Here is a 17,219-nt window from a genome sequence, read left to right on the forward strand (position 1 = left end):
ACCTTCCTGTTCTCCTGGGCGGTGCGGGGCCTCGACCTCCAGCCCAAGGCATTCGAGCTGGGCTTCAGGCCCGTCTCCACGCTGATCGACGCTCCCAACGCCTTCTCCGTCGTCGTCGCGGTGCTGGCCGGCATCGTCGGGATCATGTCCCTGACCCAGGCCAGGACGAGCGCGCTGCTCGGCGTCTTCATCTCGGTCACCACCATCCCGGCCGCCGCCGACATCGGCGTCTCCTGCGCGTTCTCCAGCTGGAGCGAGGCACGCGGATCCCTGATCCAGCTCCTGCTCAACATCGTGCTGCTGATCCTGGTCGGCGTGCTGATGATCAGATTCCAACGGGCCGTCTGGCGGCGCATCGGCCGCCGCCACGGGCGCGCGGGCAGCGGGTGACGCCGCCCTCCGGGAACCGGCACGAGCGCCCTTGCGTCGACCCCCGCCCGTTCCTGTGGCCTCAGCGGGCGAACCTGCCCGGCGATCGCGCCGACAGGAACGTGTCGTGCTTGACCGGGCCCATGAGGGGCCGCACGCTCCCGACGAAAGGGCCGACACCGCAGGCCACCACTACGCCCGCGTCCGAGGACGGCCGGGTGGGCCGAGGAGGCCACGCGTGCAGGAGAGCCGCACCGGACGGCAACTGACCCTTCGTCACGGCACGCACCGTGCCGTAGTCGTCGAGCTGGGCGCGGCCCTTCGGTCGTACGCGGTCGGTGAGCGCACCGTGATCGACGGATTCGCCGCACAGGACCGGATCACCGGCGGACACGGCCAGATCCTGGTGCCGTGGCCGAACCGGATCCGCGACGGCCGCTACGCCTGGGACGGGCAGGATCTGCAGCTGCCGCTCACTGAGCCGACCGGCGGCAACGCCATCCACGGGCTGCTCCGGTGGGTCGCGTGGCAGGTCGTGGAGGCGAGCGGCAGCCGCGCCGTCCTGGAGGTCCCGCTGTGGCCGCAGCCGGGCTACCCCTTCCACCTCCACGTCCGCGCCCAGTACACCCTGGGCGAGAGCGGGCTCGAGGTCGCCGTCACCGCGCGCAACCTCGACACGAGCGCCGCACCGTACGGCTTCGGCCGGCATCCCTACGTCACCGCGGGCACCGCCGTCGTCGACCAGGCGGTGCTGACCGTCCCCGCACACACGTGGCTGCGCGCCGATGAGCGCGGCCTGCCGGTCGCCGCCGAGCCGGTCGCCGGGAGCGAGTACGACCTGCGAACGCCCCGCGCTGTCGGTGCGCTTGGGCTGGACACCCCTTTCGGTGACCTCGACCGGGACGCGGACGGTCGGGCCGTGGTGCGCCTGGCCCACCCGTCGGGTGCGTTCGGCACGGACGTGTGGCTCGGTGAAGGCGCCGACCACGTGCAGCTCTACACCGGCGACACCCTCCCGCCGGGGGAGCGCCGTCGTGCGGTCGCCATCGAGCCGATGACCTGCCCCCCGGACGCCTTCCGCAGCGGCACCGGGCTCGTCCGCCTCGGCCCCGGCGAACAGCACACCGTCCGCTGGGGGATCACCCCATGGGGGGAGTGACGACGCCGTCACGGCGCCCGACCGTCACACGGCACTCGGCGGAGGTCTGACCCGGCCACATCACGGCGATGTACCTTCTCACCGCCGAGGAGGACTTCAACGCACTCGCGGCAGTGCTGCTGCGAGGCAGCGTGGAGGGCACGGTCCACCTTCTCAACGCACCGGCCGACAGCCACGGCGTAGTGGCGCCTTTCATCGGCGGTGAGGTTCTGTTCGGCCCGGATCTGACCTGGCCGACGTTCTCCCGCAGGTACGAGGACGGGGCAGCCGTTCTGGGGCAGCCCGCCGACTACGCCCTGCGGCCAGGCAGCGATCTGCTGTTCCTCGTGCGCCGGGACGGCCGCCTCGATCCGGTCACGGAAGCCCACACACCCCACCCCCGGCCGGGGGACACGGCCGTCCTGCTGACCCCGGGCGCGGGGTACCGACAGCACGCCGAAGTAGGCCGGCGTCGACCGTAGGAGGGGCTCACCGTCATGCCGCCGGTGATCGTGGCAACGTCGCCGGGCCGCGGGGCGGCATGGTCCGTGCGCCAACACTCATGGGCCACTACCGATTGCGGGCTGCGGTGGTGCTGCATCTCATGGATCCCATGCAGCGACAAACCTCTCCACCAGACGGTGCCGTGCCTCCGATGGAGCGATCGCACTGGGTGGCCTTCGCCGGAATCCTGCTCTTGGTCAGCGCCCTCTTCAACCTGCTCAACGGATTTGTGGCGATCTTCAATCACGGCTACTACTCGAAGGTCTATTCCGGAGGCAACCGGCTGCTCATTCTCAACTACACGGCTTGGGGCTGGATCTGGGTCGGCATCGGCATCGTGATGACCCTGGCGGGTCTCGGCGTGCTCGTGGGCTCCAGAGCGGCGCGGCTGACGGGCATCTGTCTGGCAGCGTTCTGTCTCGTCGGTCAGATGATCTTCCTTCCGGTCTACCCCTTCTGGTCTCTGTTCACGATGCTGGTGTCCGTGCTGGTCATCTACGGTCTGCTGGCCGAGCCGCGGCACGTGCACGGCGTGCGCTTGTAGCGCAGGGCAGACCCCTGACCGCCTGTCCGTGCGACAGGCGGCATACATCACCAAGTCGGCCGTCCGAACCCGGCGCAGGGCGCGGTGGCACTCCAGCAGAGTGCGGTCAGATGTCCCGGAAGATCTCGATCTGTGCCCCGACGGAGTTCAGGCGCTCCGCGAGGTCCTCGTAGCCGCGGTTGATGACGTAGACGTTCCGGAGCACGGACGTGCCCTCGGCCGCCATCATCGCCAGCAGGACGACCACGGCGGGGCGCAGGGCCGGCGGGCACATCATCTCGGCGGCCCGCCAGCGGGTCGGGCCCTCGACCAGCACCCGGTGCGGGTCGAGGAGTTGGAGGCGGCCGCCCAGGCGGTTCAGGTCGGTCAGGTAGATCGCGCGGTTGTCGTAGACCCAGTCGTGGATGAGGGTCTTGCCCTGCGCGACGGCCGCGATCGCCGCGAAGAACGGGACGTTGTCGATGTTCAGGCCCGGGAAGGGCATGGGGTGGATCTTGTCGATCGGGGCTTCGAGCTTGGAGGGGCGGACCGTCAGGTCCACCAGTCGGGTACGGCCGTTGTCCGCGAAGTACTCGGGCGTACGGTCGTGGTCGAGCCCCATCTCCTCCAGGACCGCGAGCTCGATCTCCAGGAACTCGATCGGCACGCGCCGCACGGTGAGTTCGGACTCCGTGACCACCGCGGCCGCGAGCAGGCTCATCGCCTCGACCGGGTCCTCGGAGGGGGAGTAGTCGACGTCCACGTCGATGTCGGGCACGCCGTGCACGGTGAGGGTGGTGGTGCCGATGCCCTCGACGCGCACACCGAGGTTCTCCAGGAAGAAGCAGAGGTCCTGGACCATGTAGTTGGAGGAGGCGTTGCGGATGACCGTGACGCCGTCGTGGCGGGCGGCCGCCAGCAGTGCGTTCTCGGTCACCGTGTCCCCGCGCTCGGTCAGCACGATCGGCCGGTCGGGCCGGACGGCCCGGTCCACCTGGGCGTGGTACTGCCCCTCGGTGGCCGCGATGTCCAGCCCGAAGCGGCGCAGCGCGATCATGTGCGGCTCGATGGTCCGCGTCCCCAGGTCGCAACCACCGGCGTACGGCAGCTTGAAGTGGTCCATACGGTGCAGCAGCGGGCCGAGGAACATGATGATGGAGCGGGTGCGGACGGCCGCGTCGGCGTCGATGGCGCCCATGTCCAGCTCCGCCGGCGGCACGAGCTCCAGGTCGACGCCCTCGTTGATCCAGCGGGACTTCACCCCGATGGAATGGAGGACCTCCAGCAGACGGTAGACCTCCTCGATCCGTGCGACCCGGCGCAGCACCGTACGGCCCTTGTTGAGCAGGGATGCGCACAGCAGCGCGACACAGGCGTTCTTGCTCGTCTTGACGTCGATGGCACCGGACAGTTGACGCCCGCCGACGACGCGCAGATGCATCGGCCCCGCGTAGCCCAGAGAGACGATCTCGCTCTCCAAGGCTTCACCAATTCGAGCGATCATCTCAAGGCTGATGTTCTGGTTGCCGCGCTCGATGCGGTTGACGGCGCTCTGACTGGTGCCGAGCGCCTCCGCGAGCTGTGCCTGTGTCCAGCCACGGTGTTGCCGGGCGTCACGGATGAGCTTGCCGATGCGTACGAGGTAGTCGTCTGCCATGCGGTTGAGGCTATCTCAGATATGAGATGGGGCATCCTGGGGGGTCCATTCGAGTGACGCCCCGTCAACGCCGCCTTGTCGCACGGGTGCGCCGCCATCCGAAAGGTCCGGGCAAATCCATCGATGTCGTACGACGTCCGGAACTGCTGCGCGTGTGATGGGGTCCGTGCCGGCCACCTGTGGTGATGGACCAGGAGTGTCGGTTGATGTTCAGCCGCACTCCGGGAAGGATCCGAAAGCTCTTGCGGAACGTGAGGGGCATCGTGCCTCCTTCCGAGGGTTCGTACTCGCCCTTTCGGTTACCCCGGCTTTGCGTCATCACCCCATGGGTCCGGCCGTGTGGGACGTCACAAACGGAGGCCGGGCATGACCATCCCGCCCCCGTGTACTAGAGTTATCTCGACATCGAGATATCTGCCGAGGCGTACCGCAGCCGCCACCCTAGTAAGGGTTACCTAACTTAGCCCTGCCTCAGCGGTTCGGCCAAGGTGCCGTGGCGGCAGGATGCGGTGGGAACGCGCACATCAATGAAGGAGACTGTCGTGTCGGCGAACAGCTTCGACGCCCGCAGCACGCTGCAGGTGGGCGACGAGTCGTACGAGATCTTCCGGCTGGACAAGGTGGAAGGCTCGGCTCGCCTTCCGTACAGCCTCAAGGTTCTGCTGGAGAACCTGCTCCGCACCGAGGACGGCGCGAACATCACCGCCGACCACATCCGCGCCCTCGGCAACTGGGACTCGCAGTCCCAGCCGTCGCAGGAGATCCAGTTCACGCCCGCCCGCGTGATCATGCAGGACTTCACCGGCGTCCCCTGTGTCGTCGACCTCGCCACCATGCGCGAGGCCGTGAAGGCGCTCGGCGGCGACCCGGCGAAGGTCAACCCGCTCTCCCCGGCCGAGATGGTCATCGACCACTCCGTCATCGCCGACAAGTTCGGCACGAACGACGCCTTCAAGCAGAACGTCGACCTGGAGTACGGCCGCAACAAGGAGCGCTACCAGTTCCTGCGCTGGGGCCAGACCGCCTTCGACGACTTCAAGGTCGTCCCGCCGGGCACCGGCATCGTCCACCAGGTGAACATCGAGCACCTGGCGCGCACGGTCATGGTCCGGGGCGGCCAGGCCTACCCCGACACCCTCGTCGGCACCGACTCGCACACCACCATGGTCAACGGCCTCGGTGTGCTGGGCTGGGGCGTCGGCGGCATCGAGGCCGAGGCCGCGATGCTCGGCCAGCCGGTCTCGATGCTCATCCCGCGCGTCGTCGGCTTCAAGCTCACCGGCGAACTTCCCGCCGGCACCACCGCCACGGACCTCGTGCTGACCATCACCGAGATGCTCCGCAAGCACGGCGTCGTCGGCAAGTTCGTCGAGTTCTACGGCGAGGGCGTCGCCGCCACCTCCCTCGCGAACCGCGCCACCATCGGCAACATGTCGCCGGAGTTCGGCTCCACCGCCGCGATCTTCCCGATCGACGGCGAGACCATCAAGTACCTGAAGCTCACCGGCCGCTCCGAGCAGCAGCTCGCGCTCGTCGAGGCGTACGCCAAGGAGCAGGGCCTCTGGCTCGACCCGGCTGCCGAGCCGGACTTCTCCGAGAAGCTGGAGCTGGATCTGTCGACGGTCGTCCCGTCGATCGCCGGCCCGAAGCGCCCGCAGGACCGCATCGTCCTGGCGAACGCCGCGCAGCAGTTCGCGCAGGACGTCCGCAACTACGTCGCCGAGGACGACGAGGCGGGCAAGGAGTCCTTCCCGGCCTCCGACGCCCCGGCCTCCTCCAACGGCGTACCGACCCGCCCGACCACGGTCACCGCCCCCGACGGCTCGACCTACGAGATCGACCACGGTGCGGTGACGGTCGCGGCCATCACCTCCTGCACCAACACCTCGAACCCGTACGTGATGGTCGCCGCCGCGCTCGTGGCGAAGAAGGCCGTGGAGAAGGGCCTGACCCGCAAGCCGTGGGTCAAGACCACCCTCGCCCCGGGCTCCAAGGTCGTCACCGACTACTTCGACAAGGCGGGCCTGACCCCGTACCTCGACAAGGTCGGCTTCAACCTGGTCGGCTACGGCTGCACCACCTGCATCGGCAACTCCGGCCCGCTGCCGGAGGAGGTCTCCAAGGCCGTCAACGACCACGACCTCGCGGTCACCTCGGTCCTCTCCGGCAACCGGAACTTCGAGGGCCGGATCAACCCGGACGTCAAGATGAACTACCTGGCCTCCCCGCCGCTGGTCGTCGCGTACGCCATCGCGGGCTCCATGAAGGTGGACATCACCAGGGACGCCCTCGGCACCGACCAGGACGGCAAGCCGGTCTACCTGTCCGACATCTGGCCCTCCGAGGCCGAGGTCAACGACGTCGTGGCCAACGCCATCGGCGAGGACATGTTCTCCAAGTCCTACCAGGACGTCTTCGCGGGCGACGCCCAGTGGCAGGCCCTGTCGATCCCGACCGGCGACACCTTCGAGTGGGACGCGGAGTCGACGTACGTCCGCAAGCCCCCGTACTTCGAGGGCATGACGATGGAGACCACCCCGGTCTCCGACATCGCCGGCGCCCGCGTCCTGGCCAAGCTCGGCGACTCGGTCACCACCGATCACATCTCGCCCGCCGGTGCCATCAAGGCCGACACCCCGGCCGGCAAGTACCTCACCGAGCACGGTGTGGAGCGTCGTGACTTCAACTCCTACGGCTCCCGCCGAGGCAACCACGAGGTCATGATCCGCGGTACGTTCGCCAACATCCGCCTGCGCAACCAGATCGCGCCGGGCACCGAGGGCGGCTACACGCGCGACTTCACGCAGGAGGGCGGCCCGGTCTCCTTCATCTACGACGCGTCGCAGAACTACCAGGCCGCCGGCACCCCGCTGGTCATCCTGGGCGGCAAGGAGTACGGCTCCGGCTCGTCCCGCGACTGGGCCGCGAAGGGCACCGCGCTGCTCGGCGTCAAGGCCGTCATCACCGAGTCGTACGAGCGCATCCACCGCTCGAACCTCATCGGCATGGGCGTCCTGCCGCTGCAGTTCCCGGCGGGACAGTCGGCCGAGTCGCTCGGCCTGACCGGCGAGGAGACCTTCTCCATCACCGGCGTGACCGAGCTGAACGACGGCACCACCCCGAGCACGGTCAAGGTCACCACCGACACGGGCGTCGAGTTCGACGCGGTCGTCCGCATCGACACCCCCGGTGAGGCCGACTACTACCGCAACGGCGGCATCATGCAGTACGTGCTGCGCAACCTGATCCGCAAGTAAGCGGTCCGGTACGGCGGTCGGGCCGCGCTCCCAGTGACGGGGGCGCGGCCCTTCGCATGTGTGGCCCCCTACAGCCAGCCCCGCTGCGCCGCCCGCACCCCCAGCTGGAACCGGCTCGCCGCCCCCAGCCGGTCCTGCAGCTCGCTCACCCGCCGCCGCAGCGTCCGCAGGCTCACCCCCAGATGCCGCGCCACCGCCTCGTCCTTCATCCCGGCCGCCAGCAGCCGGGTCAACGTCCGCTCGCCCTCGGAGAGTTCGCCGTCACCGTCGTCCGGCCGGCCGAGCGGTGTCGCCTGTTGCCAGGCCAGTTCGAAGAGCTTCTGCAGGGCATCGGTCACCGCCGAGTGCCGTACGACCGCCGCACAGTAGCCGCCCGCCTCGGACGAGGTCAGCGGAAGCATCGCGCGCCGCCCGTCGACCAGCAGCATCTTGACCGGAACCGAGGGCAACACCCGTGCCTGCTCGCCGAGTTCGACCATCTTCCAGGCGTGGAAGAGGACGTCCGGATCTTCCAGAGCGGTCGCCGCGTAGACCGTGCGATAGACGATCCCACGGCTGAGCAGATCGGACTGGAGGTCCAACTGCGGGGTGCGCGGGGCCAGATACGGGGGAGTGTCGAAGACGCACACCTCGTGCTCGGCGCGCGCGTACAGCTCTTCCAGACGTGCGGCGTTGGCGCCCTCCCCGGAGACCACCTCGACCAGCCGGGACGGCTCCTCCCTGAGCAGCCCCGCCTCGTACGCGGTCGCCATCTCCTCGGCGGTGGCCGCGAGCAGCTCGGACTCCGTCTCGCGGCGCCGGATCAGCGCGCGGATCGCCACCCGTGGGTCGACCGCGCGTAACCCGCCCATGGAGTCCGGCGGTTGCAGCAGACCGAGCGCCAACAGCCGGTTGCAGGACTCGCGGACCCGGGCCGGTGTCGCGCCGGTCAGCAGCGTCCAGCCGGCCGCGCCCGCGTCGGGCTGGTGGAGGATCGACTGGTACACCGACTCGTCGAAGGCGGAGACCCCCACCGCGGACCAGGGGCTCGCGGCAGGGGTCTGACGTGCTGTGTCGTGTGCCGTGTTCGCCATGTCCCGGCACGGTAGAGGATCTTTGTTAAGGCTGTGGATCAAGTGTGAAGGTCCGGGAGTGTGGAGCGGCCTACTTCAGGCCGAATGCCCGCAGTACGGTCTGGTCGATCCCGTTGCCGTCACGGTCGGTGGCCCGCACGCGCAGCGACACCGACTCGGCGCCCTTCGCGGGCTTGAACCGGGCCGTGCCGTTCTCGACCTTCACCTCCTTCCAGGACGTGCCGTCGTCATAGGAGACCCAGGCCTTCAGACTGCGCGCCCTGGCGCTCCCCAACTGGTTGGCGACCGGCAGTCCGACCTCCAACTGCCTGCCGCTCGCAGCCCGGTTGAGGAGGTCGAGGCCCTTCGGGGCGATGCCGACGGTGAGGATCGGCAGCGCCGTCTCGGCATCGGTGTGCGCCGAGGCGAACGTCCACTCGGTGTGCGTGCTCGTCGAGTACTTCGCCCAGGCCGCCCGGCGCTGCACATCCAGATCGAAGCGGTACGAGGCCTTGTCCGCCGGCACGTCGAAGACGCCGTATCCGCCGAACGTCGAGTCACCGACCAGTTGTCCGTTGGCGTAGAGCTTGCCCTTCGCGGTGTTGTCGGTGCCGTCGATGTAGCCGTAGTGACCCGGCGTGGAGTCGGTCAACTCCGCCACCGACATGGTGAGTTTGTCGCCGGTGCGTTCGGAGAGGCCGTACTCCTCGCTGGTTCCCGGGCGGACGACCTGGCGCAGCCAGTTCTCGGTGGACTTCTCCGTGCCCGGCTTGGTGAAGGTCCGCAGGGGGCTCCACTCGCCCCTGAACGTGTTCCAGTTGGGATAGACGACGTGCCAGGTGCGGGTGTCGGGATCGACGTAGTAGTACTCGTCGCGTTCCGTGCCCAGCTGCGTGTACACGCTGCTCTCGATGCCGTAGAGCTGCCAGGGGCGGAAGGTGTACAGGGTGTCCGCGCCGATCTCGCCGGCCGTGGCGCCGTAGTAACGGGCCTTCCGCTTCACCGTGGTGGACTTGTCCAGGCGATAGGTCTGGTTCGCGGTGATGGCGCCGCTCTGCGCGGCGAGCAGGTTGTAGACGTACGGGCTGGTCGGCGTGCCGTTCAGCTTGAGCGTGACCTTCTTGCCGGTCTTCAGCAGGTCGGCGAGCCGGGCGCCCTCCTCGCCGGTGGCGATCATCAGCGGGACCGTCGTCGCTCGGTCCACGGCCTCGATCCAGAAGCCGGGGGTCTTGCGGTACGCGATGAGGTAACCCGCCCCGGCCTTGGTCGCGTTGTCCAGGGCGTTCTGGGCCCGCTCCGTGGCGCCGAGCCCGACCACCGCCACCTTGCCCTTGACGTCGAGCCCCGCGAAGTCGGCCGCGGTGCCGCCGCCCGCGTCCACCGCCTGGACCGTGTGCCTACCGCTGATCTTCAACGGGAAGTCGTTGTACGTCTGGGAGTAGTAGAGCGAGGACAGCTCGGACTTCTCCGGGCTGGTGACGCTCGCCGTCAACTCCTTCGCGTACAGCCGGAACTTGGCGTAGAAGTCCAGGGTGCCCACGGTGACCTGCTGGGTCGGCGCGACATAGACGTGGTCGGTCCACCAGCCCTGGCTGTAGGTGAGCCCCCAGGCGCTGCCCGGCCCCGCGCGGTGCCAGTTGGTGCTGAAGCCCCGGAACTCGGAGTCCTCCTTCGTCTTCGGCTTGATCTCCACCGCCTTGCGGGCGTCGAGGACGACCTCGGTGTCCGCGTTCACCTTGATCTCGGGGTTGCCGACGACCGAGGTGCCGACGGCGAGCCCGCCCCCGTCCCGGTCCGGGATCCAGGTCGCCATGGAGTAGGTGCCGGCCGGAACCTGCCAGGTATAGCCACTGCCGACGAAGCCGTACTCGTCGGGGTAGGCGCCGTTCAGCTCCTGGAGCGTGTAGATCGACGCCCCGGTGGACGGGTTGCCCTTGCGGTCCAGGAGGGAGACCTTGAGGTTGTACGTCTTCGGCGCCTTCTCGAAGCCGACGCCCGTGGTGACCTGGATGCCGTCGGCGGTCGCCGTGAGGTGACCCGCGTACCGGCCCTGGGCCTCCTTCGCGGGGTCGACGCCGACCGGGACGGTGGCGGTGCCCCGCGCGGGCACGGTCACCGTGTCATCGCCCAACGTGACGTCGGCGAGCGACGACGAGATCTTCAACTCCACCGCTTTGTCAGTGGTGTTGGTGTACGTGATGTCCTTGGTGACGACATCGGTGTCGCCGTCCTCGAACTTGCCGAAGCTCAGCGTCGGGGTCGCGAAGACGTCCTGCTCGACCGCGCGTACCGCGTCGACCCGGCCGTCGCCCTGCTCGAACACGGAGTTGTCGGCATTGGTCTTCGCCGTGCTGGCCAGGGCCTCCTTGATCTGCTCGCCCGTCCAGTCCGGATGCGCCTGGGCGACCAGCGCCGCCGCGCCCGCGACATGCGGGGTGGCCATCGAGGTCCCGCTCGCCGTCGTGTAGTTGTCGTCGAACGGCGTACCCATGGTGGTACCGGCGGCCCGGGCCGCCGTGATGTTCACGCCCGGCGCGGTGATCTCCGGCTTGACCGCGTAGTCGCCGAGGCGCGGGCCGCGGCTGGAGAACGAGGCCAGCTTGTCCGACTTGTCGACCGCGCCCACGGTCAGCGCCGAGTCGGCGATGCCCGGGGTGCCCACGGTCTGCTCGCCCGGGCCGGCGTTGCCCGCCGCGATCACGAAGAGGGTGCCGGTGGACGCGGACAGGTCGTCGACGGTCTCACTGAGCACGTCGGAGGCGCCGGACGCCGTACCGCCCAGCGACATCGAGACGATCTTCGCGCCGGAGTGCGCCGCCCACTCCATACCCGCGATGATCCAGGAGGCCTGGCCACTGCCGGTGTTGTCCAGCACCTTGCCGACCAGCAGCTGTGCGCCCGGCGCCACCCCCTTGAACCTGCCGTTCGAGGCCGCGCCCGAGCCGACGATCGTGGACGCCACATGGGTGCCGTGGCCGAAGCCGTCCTGCACCGTCTCGTCCGGTACGAAGCTCTCCGAGCCGGCGATCTTCCCGGCCAGGTCCGGGTGCCCGGTGTCCACACCGGTGTCCAGGACCGCGACCTTCACCCCCGTGCCGTCGTAGCCCGCCTTCCACACCTCGGGCGCGCCGATCTGCGGCACACTCACATCGAGGGACGCCTTCACCTTGGCGTCCAGCCAGATCTTGTCGATGCCGTCGCCGAGCTGCTTCGCGGCCTTCGAGGTGGGCTCGGTGCCGAGCTTCGGGGCGATGTGCGACCAGAAGGCGGTGGACTTCCGCGCGCTCAGCGCCGCGCCGTCGATCCCGGGCAGCGCCAGGGTCCGGCGCGCGCCCTCGGGGGTCTCGCCGGCCTTGCGGTACGTCGCGACGACCGGGGTGCTGCCGGTCTTCGCGTCCGTGTACCCCTGCTTGACCAGCTGGGTGACATTGAACAGGGCCGGGTCGAGGCGGCCCGCCTTGATCAGTGGGATGGCATCCGCCGGCAGGACGCTGATCTCGCCGTCCTTCTCGCTGGACAGGAAGGTGGCGGCCTCGCGGCCCTTGCCACGGCGGACGTCGACGGCGGACTTGCCGTCCGGTCCGGTGGTGAGCGACACGGTGTCGCCGGTGATGAGGGTGACGGTCTGCGGATGGGTGGTGCTCGGGCCCGTGCGGGGTGTGACGGGTGTGGTGACCGGGGATCCCGGAGCGGCGGTCGCGGGGGTGATCGCCCCCGCGAGCAGTCCGGCCATTCCTGCCACGGCCCACAGGGCGTGGAGTCTTCGCATGGGTGGACGTCCTCCCCTGAACGTGGAAACGCTTCCGCCGGGTAAGCGGAAGCCGGAGATCAGAGTGAGTGCCGGGGCGACGGCGACTCAAGGGCATCCAGTGGCCGGAGGGTGCCAATGCTGGCTTCGGCCAAGGCGGTTGGCGGAAGACCGGTGGCCCGGAAAACGTGGCGTAGCCGGTTGTGCCCCCTTTCGCACGGCTGCGGCTCAGTCGGAACACAGCATTCCCCCAGCCAACCGGTACAGGATCAGGACATGGCTGGCATCTCCGGTACCCGAAGCGGACGGGTGCGCGTCCTGATCGTCGACGACGAACCCGCGCTCACCGAAGTGCTGTCCGTGGCCGTCGAGGAGGCGGGCTGGCGCCCCTACCCGGCGCCCGACGGGCAGAGCGCGCTGCGCGAGGCGCGCCGGTGCGCCCCGCACGCCGTCGTCCTCGACGGCATGCTGCCCGACCTGGACGGCATCCAGGTGCTGCGCCGCCTGCGCCACGAGAACCCCGGGCTACCGGTCCTCATGCTCACCGCCCGCGACGCCGTCCAGCACCGCCTCGACGGACTGCGGAACGGCGCCGACGACTACGTCACCAAGCCCTTCTCCCTGGAGGAGGTCGTGCTGCGCCTGCGCGGCCTGCTGCGCCGGGCCGGCACCACCGGGGGCACCCGGACCGACGACTCCGTACGCGTCCTCGGCGACCTGGTCCTGGCGCCGGAGACCCGCGAGGTGCACCGGGCGGGCGAGCCGATCCACCTCACGGCCAAGGAGTTCGACCTCCTCGGCCTCCTGCTCGACCACCCGCGCCAGATCCTGAGCAAGACCCAGATCCTCGACCACGTCTGGTCGCCGTCCTTCGACGGCGGCGGCAACCTCGTCGAGGTCTACGTCTCCGGCCTGCGCCGCAAGATCGACCGGGGGCGGGCGCCGATGATCCACACCGTGCGCGGCATGGGATACGCCATCAGGCCGACGGGAGACGGCAGATGACCCCCCATCCGCGCGGACGCTCCCTGCGCACACGCCTGTTGCTCTTCATCACGGCCACCCTGGTCGTCGTATGCGTCGCGATGGCGCTGACCACGGTCCTCGTCCAACGCACCTACCTGATGGGCGACTTGGACGGCCGAGTCGCCAACGCCGTCCAACGCAGCCTGGGCGGGGCCCAGTTGTACCCGGACGACACGGCCAACCTCTCCTTCCTCACCGAGAACGGCCATCCCACCGGCATGCTCGCCGCCCGGCTGAACGCGGACGGCACGATCGTGTCGGCGGCGATCGTCCGCCAGGACGCCCCGCCGCGGAACCTGACCACCGCCCAGCGGGCCGCTCTCCAGGGCATCGCGACCGACGGCTCGAAGCACACCCGTACGGTCCCCGGACTGGGTGCCTACCGGATCACCGCCGCACAGTCCGACGGCGTGCGCGTCCTGACCGGCCTGCCCATGGGCGAAGTCCAGGACATGATCAGCGGCCTGGTGGAGGCCGAGGCGGGCGTGGCCGCGGCCGGCCTGGCGGTGGCGGGAGTGGTCTGCGCGGTGGTCGTACGACGCCAGCTGCGCCCCCTCGGCCGGGTCGCCGCCACCGCGGTCGAGGTCTCCCGGGTCCCGCTGGACCGCGGCGAGGTCACCGGCCTCACCCGGGTCCCCGCCCGGGACACCGACCCCGGCAGCGAGGCCGGCCAGGTCGGCGCCGCGCTCAACCGGATGATCGACCACGTCGAGTCCTCGCTCGCCGAACGCCGGCGCGGCGAGGAGCAGGTGCGCCGCAGCGAGGAGCGCATGCGCCGCTTCCTGGCCGACGCCAGCCATGAACTCCGTACACCGCTGGCCTCCATCGCGGGATACGCCGAGCTGATGAACCGCGGCACGGACCGGATCGAACCGGTGCTGGCGTGGCGGCGGGTGTCGGCGGAGTCGGCCCGTATGACGGGCCTGGTGGAGGACCTGCTGTTGCTCGCCCGCCTGGACGAGGGACGCCCGCTGGAGTCGGGCGAGGTGGACCTCGCGGCCGTGGTCGCGGAGGCGGTGTGGGACGCGCGGGCGGCGGGGGGCGGTCACGAGTGGCGGCTCGCGCTGCAACTGGACGAGGCCTCGGCGCTGGTCGCCGGCGACGAGGCGCGGCTCCATCAGGTGGTGGCCAACCTGTTGGCGAATGCCCGTATGCACACGCCTGTCGGCACGACCGTGGTGGCCGAGGTGGAGGTCACGGGGGAGCGGTGCGTGGTGCGGGTGCGGGACGACGGGCCGGGGATTCCGGGGGAGTTGCTGCCGAGGGTGTTCGAGCGGTTCACCCGGGCGGACGTCTCCCGGGCCCGGGCGGCGGGGAGCGGGGGCGGCTCGGGCCTGGGGCTGGCGATCGTGGAGGCGATCGTCGGGGCACACGGCGGGCGGATCGACGTACGGAGTGAACCGGGGCGTACGGAGTTCACCGTCGAACTGCCTTCGGCGGGGGACAGACCTGAGTTGCCGCGCGTGAGCACGGTGGTGGAGACGCCGAAGGCGTCGATTCCTTAGACAGGGGAGCGGTCGAGGTTCAGTCGAGGGCGCGCAGGATACGGCCGTTGACGGGTTCGACGGGAACGCTGCGGCTGCTCAGGGGCGACGTGGGCGCGCCGCTCGCGGACGCGGAGGACGCACGAGGCGGAGGTACCGGGGAGATGGCCCTCGTGTCCCGCGATGTCTCGGGTTTGGTCCAGCTGCCAGCCGAGGCCGGCAGGGCTTCCACCGGCGAGGTCGGCCTGCGAGGTGAGTGCCTCGCGCGCCAACTCCTCGGGGAGGAGGGTGTACCAGCCGAGTCCGGAGGAGTTCCTGGCCTTCGACGACCTGCTCACGACCATCGGCCAAGGTGCGGACGGGCGGCTGGCGTTCCAGGCGACGTATCCGGTGGAAAGGGTGTGCTGAGGAGGCCGGCTCAGAAGCCGACGAGCGCGTCGAGGTCGATCTCTACCGGGAACGGCAACTCGGTGACGAGCTTGTCGTGGTGTACCGGGTGGGACGGCGCGGGAAAGTACGAGCGGGTGTCCGCGTTGAGCCAGTACTCGTGCACCGCGAGCTTCTGGTCCCGGTCCAGCTCCACACGCCAGTAGTAGGGAACCTTGCTCGCGGAGAAGAGCGCGGGCTTGCGCACGCGGTCGTCCTGCCGGGAGCCTGGGGAAACGACCTCCACGACGAGGGATACGTGTCCCACCGGGATGCACTCGACCTCGAAGAAGGTCAGCTTCCGGGGGTCAAAGACGATCACGTCGGGCTTGGGTGTGTTCTGGTCGTCGACCATCACGCATTGCTCGGCCACAACCTCGTACGGCTGGGTACGCGCCGCCTCCAGGGCGGCGGCAATCCTGTCCCGCACGCGGTTGTGCCAGAACTTGGTCTGTCCTCGAACCACGATCCGTCCGTCCACGAGTTCCCAGTCGAAGGGCAGCTCCAAATGCTTGACCTGCTCGAAGGTCCAGCCGTCAGCCGGCGGGAACATCCAGGTCTCCTCGGTGGCCCGTCCCTGCTGGGGTGTGGTCATCACTGCTCCCATGGACGCCAGTGTGGACGCCGATACGCGGCGTGATCGTACGTACGAAGGTACCGTCACCCGAAGCGGAGAGGCCACGGCGCGCGGTTGACGCGCGTTGCGTTTCCGAGACGTCGCTCGCACTCCGTTTACAACTGACCCGACCGGCGCTACCTTCCCCCACAGGTGGGGTGGGAGCGCTCCCATTCAGGGCGACGGACCGGAACCCGCCGCCCCCGGGTCGCCCCCACCCCGCTCACCCCTGCATTTCCGCGCACCCGCACCTCCGCGGACCCGTAACCCCGCGCACCCGCATCCCCACCGCCGTACCCGAAGGAACTCGTCTGTCATGATCCTGACAAGAAAGCGACCAGGCCGATTAGCGTCCTCCATCCGCACCCGAGCCCTCTTCCTCATCCTCGTCTCTCTCCTCGCCACCCTCCCCGCCCTCGCCCTTGTCGTCAGCGCAGGCGGCAAGGCGGAAGCCCATGGCACGCCCATGAAACCCGGCAGCCGTACCTTCCTCTGCTGGGAGGACGGTCTGACCGACACCGGCGAGATCAAGCCGGTCAACCCGGCGTGCAGGGCGGCCCAACAGGTCAGCGGGACAACGCCGTTCTACAACTGGTTCTCCGTACTGCGCTCCGACGGTGCCGGCCGTACCCGCGGCTTCGTCCCGGACGGTGAGCTCTGCAGCGGCGGCAACCCGAACTTCACGGGCTTCGACCTCCCCCGCAACGACTGGCCGTTGACCCATCTCACCTCGGGCGCGACGGTCGACTTCTCGTACAACGCCTGGGCGGCACACCCGGGTTGGTTCTACGTCTACATCACCAAGGACGGCTTCGACCCGACCAAACCCCTCACCTGGGACGACATCGAGGACAAGCCGTTCCTGACGGTCGACCACCCGCCGCTCAACGGCACCCCGGGCACGGTCGAGGCCAACTATTCCTGGTCCGGCAAGCTCCCCGACAACAAGTCGGGGCGGCACATCATCTACATGGTGTGGCAGCGCTCGGACAGTGCGGAGACCTTCTACTCCTGCTCCGACGTCGTATTCGACGGCGGCAATGGTGAAGTGACGGGTATTCACGACCCGGGCAACCCGACCGATCCCATCCCGGGCAAGTGCGAGGCCAGCCGCAGGACCACCAACAGCTGGAGCGGCGGCTACCAGACCGAGGTCACCGTCACCAACACCGGTGACGTCCCCATGCTCGGCTGGATGGTCAACTTCACGCTCCCCGGCGGCCAGTCGGTGGCCAGCCTCTGGAACGGCAACGCCACCTACACCGGCCAGGACGTGATGGTCCACAACGCCGACTGGAACGGCTCGCTCAGTCCGGGACAGAGCGCGACCTTCGGATACGTCGTCTCGGGCGACGGAGGTGATACGGCGACGACCCTGCCCTGTCAGGTCGGTTGAGCCGAGCACCGCTCAGGGCGGAC

General features: G+C 69.3%; 13 protein-coding genes. 8 read left to right on the forward strand and 5 right to left on the reverse strand.

Translation table 11 applies throughout. The features are described 5' to 3' along the window. From ACWC09_RS18710 to ACWC09_RS18725, 4 genes are all read left to right on the forward strand, one after another. Positions 1-390: DUF389 domain-containing protein (locus ACWC09_RS18710; RefSeq protein WP_450851636.1), on the forward strand; the 390-nt coding region annotated here is incomplete at its 5' end. Between the two features lie 217 nt (positions 391-607). After that, complete coding sequence (locus ACWC09_RS18715; RefSeq protein ID WP_450851637.1) at positions 608-1,528, forward strand: aldose 1-epimerase family protein; 921 nt, start codon at positions 608-610, stop codon at positions 1,526-1,528. A 68-nt stretch (positions 1,529-1,596) separates the two neighbouring features. Beyond that, a complete protein-coding gene (locus ACWC09_RS18720; RefSeq protein WP_450851638.1) occupies positions 1,597-1,989 on the forward strand; it encodes a hypothetical protein in 393 nt (130 codons plus the stop codon). A 173-nt stretch (positions 1,990-2,162) separates the two neighbouring features. Next, positions 2,163-2,555, forward strand: a complete 393-nt coding sequence (locus ACWC09_RS18725) for a DUF7144 family membrane protein (protein WP_450851639.1) — start codon at positions 2,163-2,165, stop codon at positions 2,553-2,555. A 106-nt stretch (positions 2,556-2,661) separates the two neighbouring features. On the opposite strand, the gene ACWC09_RS18730 is transcribed toward ACWC09_RS18725, so the two are convergent. Together ACWC09_RS18730 and ACWC09_RS18735 are read right to left on the reverse strand one after the other, a co-directional pair. Continuing rightward, a complete protein-coding gene (locus tag ACWC09_RS18730) occupies positions 2,662-4,191 on the reverse strand; it encodes a helix-turn-helix domain-containing protein (RefSeq protein ID WP_450851640.1) in 1,530 nt (509 codons plus the stop codon). A gap of 64 nt (positions 4,192-4,255) precedes the next feature. Continuing rightward, on the reverse strand, positions 4,256-4,453 hold the full coding sequence (locus ACWC09_RS18735; protein ID WP_450851641.1) for a DUF4236 domain-containing protein: 198 nt from the start codon (positions 4,451-4,453) through the stop codon (positions 4,256-4,258). Between the two features lie 280 nt (positions 4,454-4,733). Between ACWC09_RS18735 and acnA the strand changes: the two genes are divergently transcribed. Continuing rightward, positions 4,734-7,448 carry an aconitate hydratase AcnA gene (acnA, locus tag ACWC09_RS18740; protein WP_450851642.1) on the forward strand — a complete coding sequence of 905 codons (2,715 nt, stop codon included), beginning with the start codon at positions 4,734-4,736 and terminating at the stop codon, positions 7,446-7,448. A gap of 68 nt (positions 7,449-7,516) precedes the next feature. Here acnA and ACWC09_RS18745 read toward each other — a convergent pair whose 3' ends face one another. Both ACWC09_RS18745 and ACWC09_RS18750 read right to left on the reverse strand, forming a co-directional pair. Then, a complete protein-coding gene (locus ACWC09_RS18745; RefSeq protein WP_450851643.1) occupies positions 7,517-8,521 on the reverse strand; it encodes a response regulator transcription factor in 1,005 nt (334 codons plus the stop codon). 70 nt (positions 8,522-8,591) lie between these two features. Further along, positions 8,592-12,269 carry a S8 family serine peptidase gene (locus tag ACWC09_RS18750; RefSeq protein ID WP_450851644.1) on the reverse strand — a complete coding sequence of 1,226 codons (3,678 nt, stop codon included), beginning with the start codon at positions 12,267-12,269 and terminating at the stop codon, positions 8,592-8,594. A gap of 255 nt (positions 12,270-12,524) precedes the next feature. Between ACWC09_RS18750 and ACWC09_RS18755 the strand changes: the two genes are divergently transcribed. Together ACWC09_RS18755 and ACWC09_RS18760 are read left to right on the forward strand one after the other, a co-directional pair. After that, positions 12,525-13,253: a response regulator transcription factor gene (locus ACWC09_RS18755; protein WP_450851645.1), complete on the forward strand. Its 729-nt coding sequence runs from the start codon at positions 12,525-12,527 to the stop codon at positions 13,251-13,253. Further along, positions 13,250-14,779 carry a sensor histidine kinase gene (locus tag ACWC09_RS18760; protein WP_450851646.1) on the forward strand — a complete coding sequence of 510 codons (1,530 nt, stop codon included), beginning with the start codon at positions 13,250-13,252 and terminating at the stop codon, positions 14,777-14,779. Before ACWC09_RS18755 ends, ACWC09_RS18760 begins: the two co-directional genes overlap by 4 nt. 397 nt (positions 14,780-15,176) lie before the next feature. Here ACWC09_RS18760 and ACWC09_RS18765 read toward each other — a convergent pair whose 3' ends face one another. Then, on the reverse strand, positions 15,177-15,791 hold the full coding sequence (locus tag ACWC09_RS18765; RefSeq protein WP_450851647.1) for a Uma2 family endonuclease: 615 nt from the start codon (positions 15,789-15,791) through the stop codon (positions 15,177-15,179). Positions 15,792-16,116: 325 nt separating this feature from the next. Between ACWC09_RS18765 and ACWC09_RS18770 the strand changes: the two genes are divergently transcribed. Further along, positions 16,117-17,196 carry a lytic polysaccharide monooxygenase gene (locus tag ACWC09_RS18770; protein ID WP_450851648.1) on the forward strand — a complete coding sequence of 360 codons (1,080 nt, stop codon included), beginning with the start codon at positions 16,117-16,119 and terminating at the stop codon, positions 17,194-17,196. Positions 17,197-17,219: the final 23 nt, after the last annotated feature.

Source organism: Streptomyces sp. NPDC001617, from assembly GCF_053596855.1.

What these genes read in the sequence shown, in the direction of transcription:
- ACWC09_RS18745 (WP_450851643.1), bottom strand. Translation starts at nt 8,521, where the DNA reads ATGGCGAACACGGCACACGACACAGCACGTCAGACCCCTGCCGCGAGC.
- ACWC09_RS18770 (WP_450851648.1), top strand. Translation starts at nt 16,117, where the DNA reads ATGATCCTGACAAGAAAGCGACCAGGCCGATTAGCGTCCTCCATCCGC.
- ACWC09_RS18730 (WP_450851640.1), bottom strand. Translation starts at nt 4,191, where the DNA reads ATGGCAGACGACTACCTCGTACGCATCGGCAAGCTCATCCGTGACGCC.
- ACWC09_RS18760 (WP_450851646.1), top strand. Translation starts at nt 13,250, where the DNA reads ATGACCCCCCATCCGCGCGGACGCTCCCTGCGCACACGCCTGTTGCTC.
- ACWC09_RS18765 (WP_450851647.1), bottom strand. Translation starts at nt 15,791, where the DNA reads ATGGGAGCAGTGATGACCACACCCCAGCAGGGACGGGCCACCGAGGAG.
- ACWC09_RS18720 (WP_450851638.1), top strand. Translation starts at nt 1,597, where the DNA reads ATGTACCTTCTCACCGCCGAGGAGGACTTCAACGCACTCGCGGCAGTG.
- ACWC09_RS18750 (WP_450851644.1), bottom strand. Translation starts at nt 12,269, where the DNA reads ATGCGAAGACTCCACGCCCTGTGGGCCGTGGCAGGAATGGCCGGACTG.
- ACWC09_RS18735 (WP_450851641.1), bottom strand. Translation starts at nt 4,453, where the DNA reads ATGCCCCTCACGTTCCGCAAGAGCTTTCGGATCCTTCCCGGAGTGCGG.
- ACWC09_RS18755 (WP_450851645.1), top strand. Translation starts at nt 12,525, where the DNA reads ATGGCTGGCATCTCCGGTACCCGAAGCGGACGGGTGCGCGTCCTGATC.
- ACWC09_RS18725 (WP_450851639.1), top strand. Translation starts at nt 2,163, where the DNA reads ATGGAGCGATCGCACTGGGTGGCCTTCGCCGGAATCCTGCTCTTGGTC.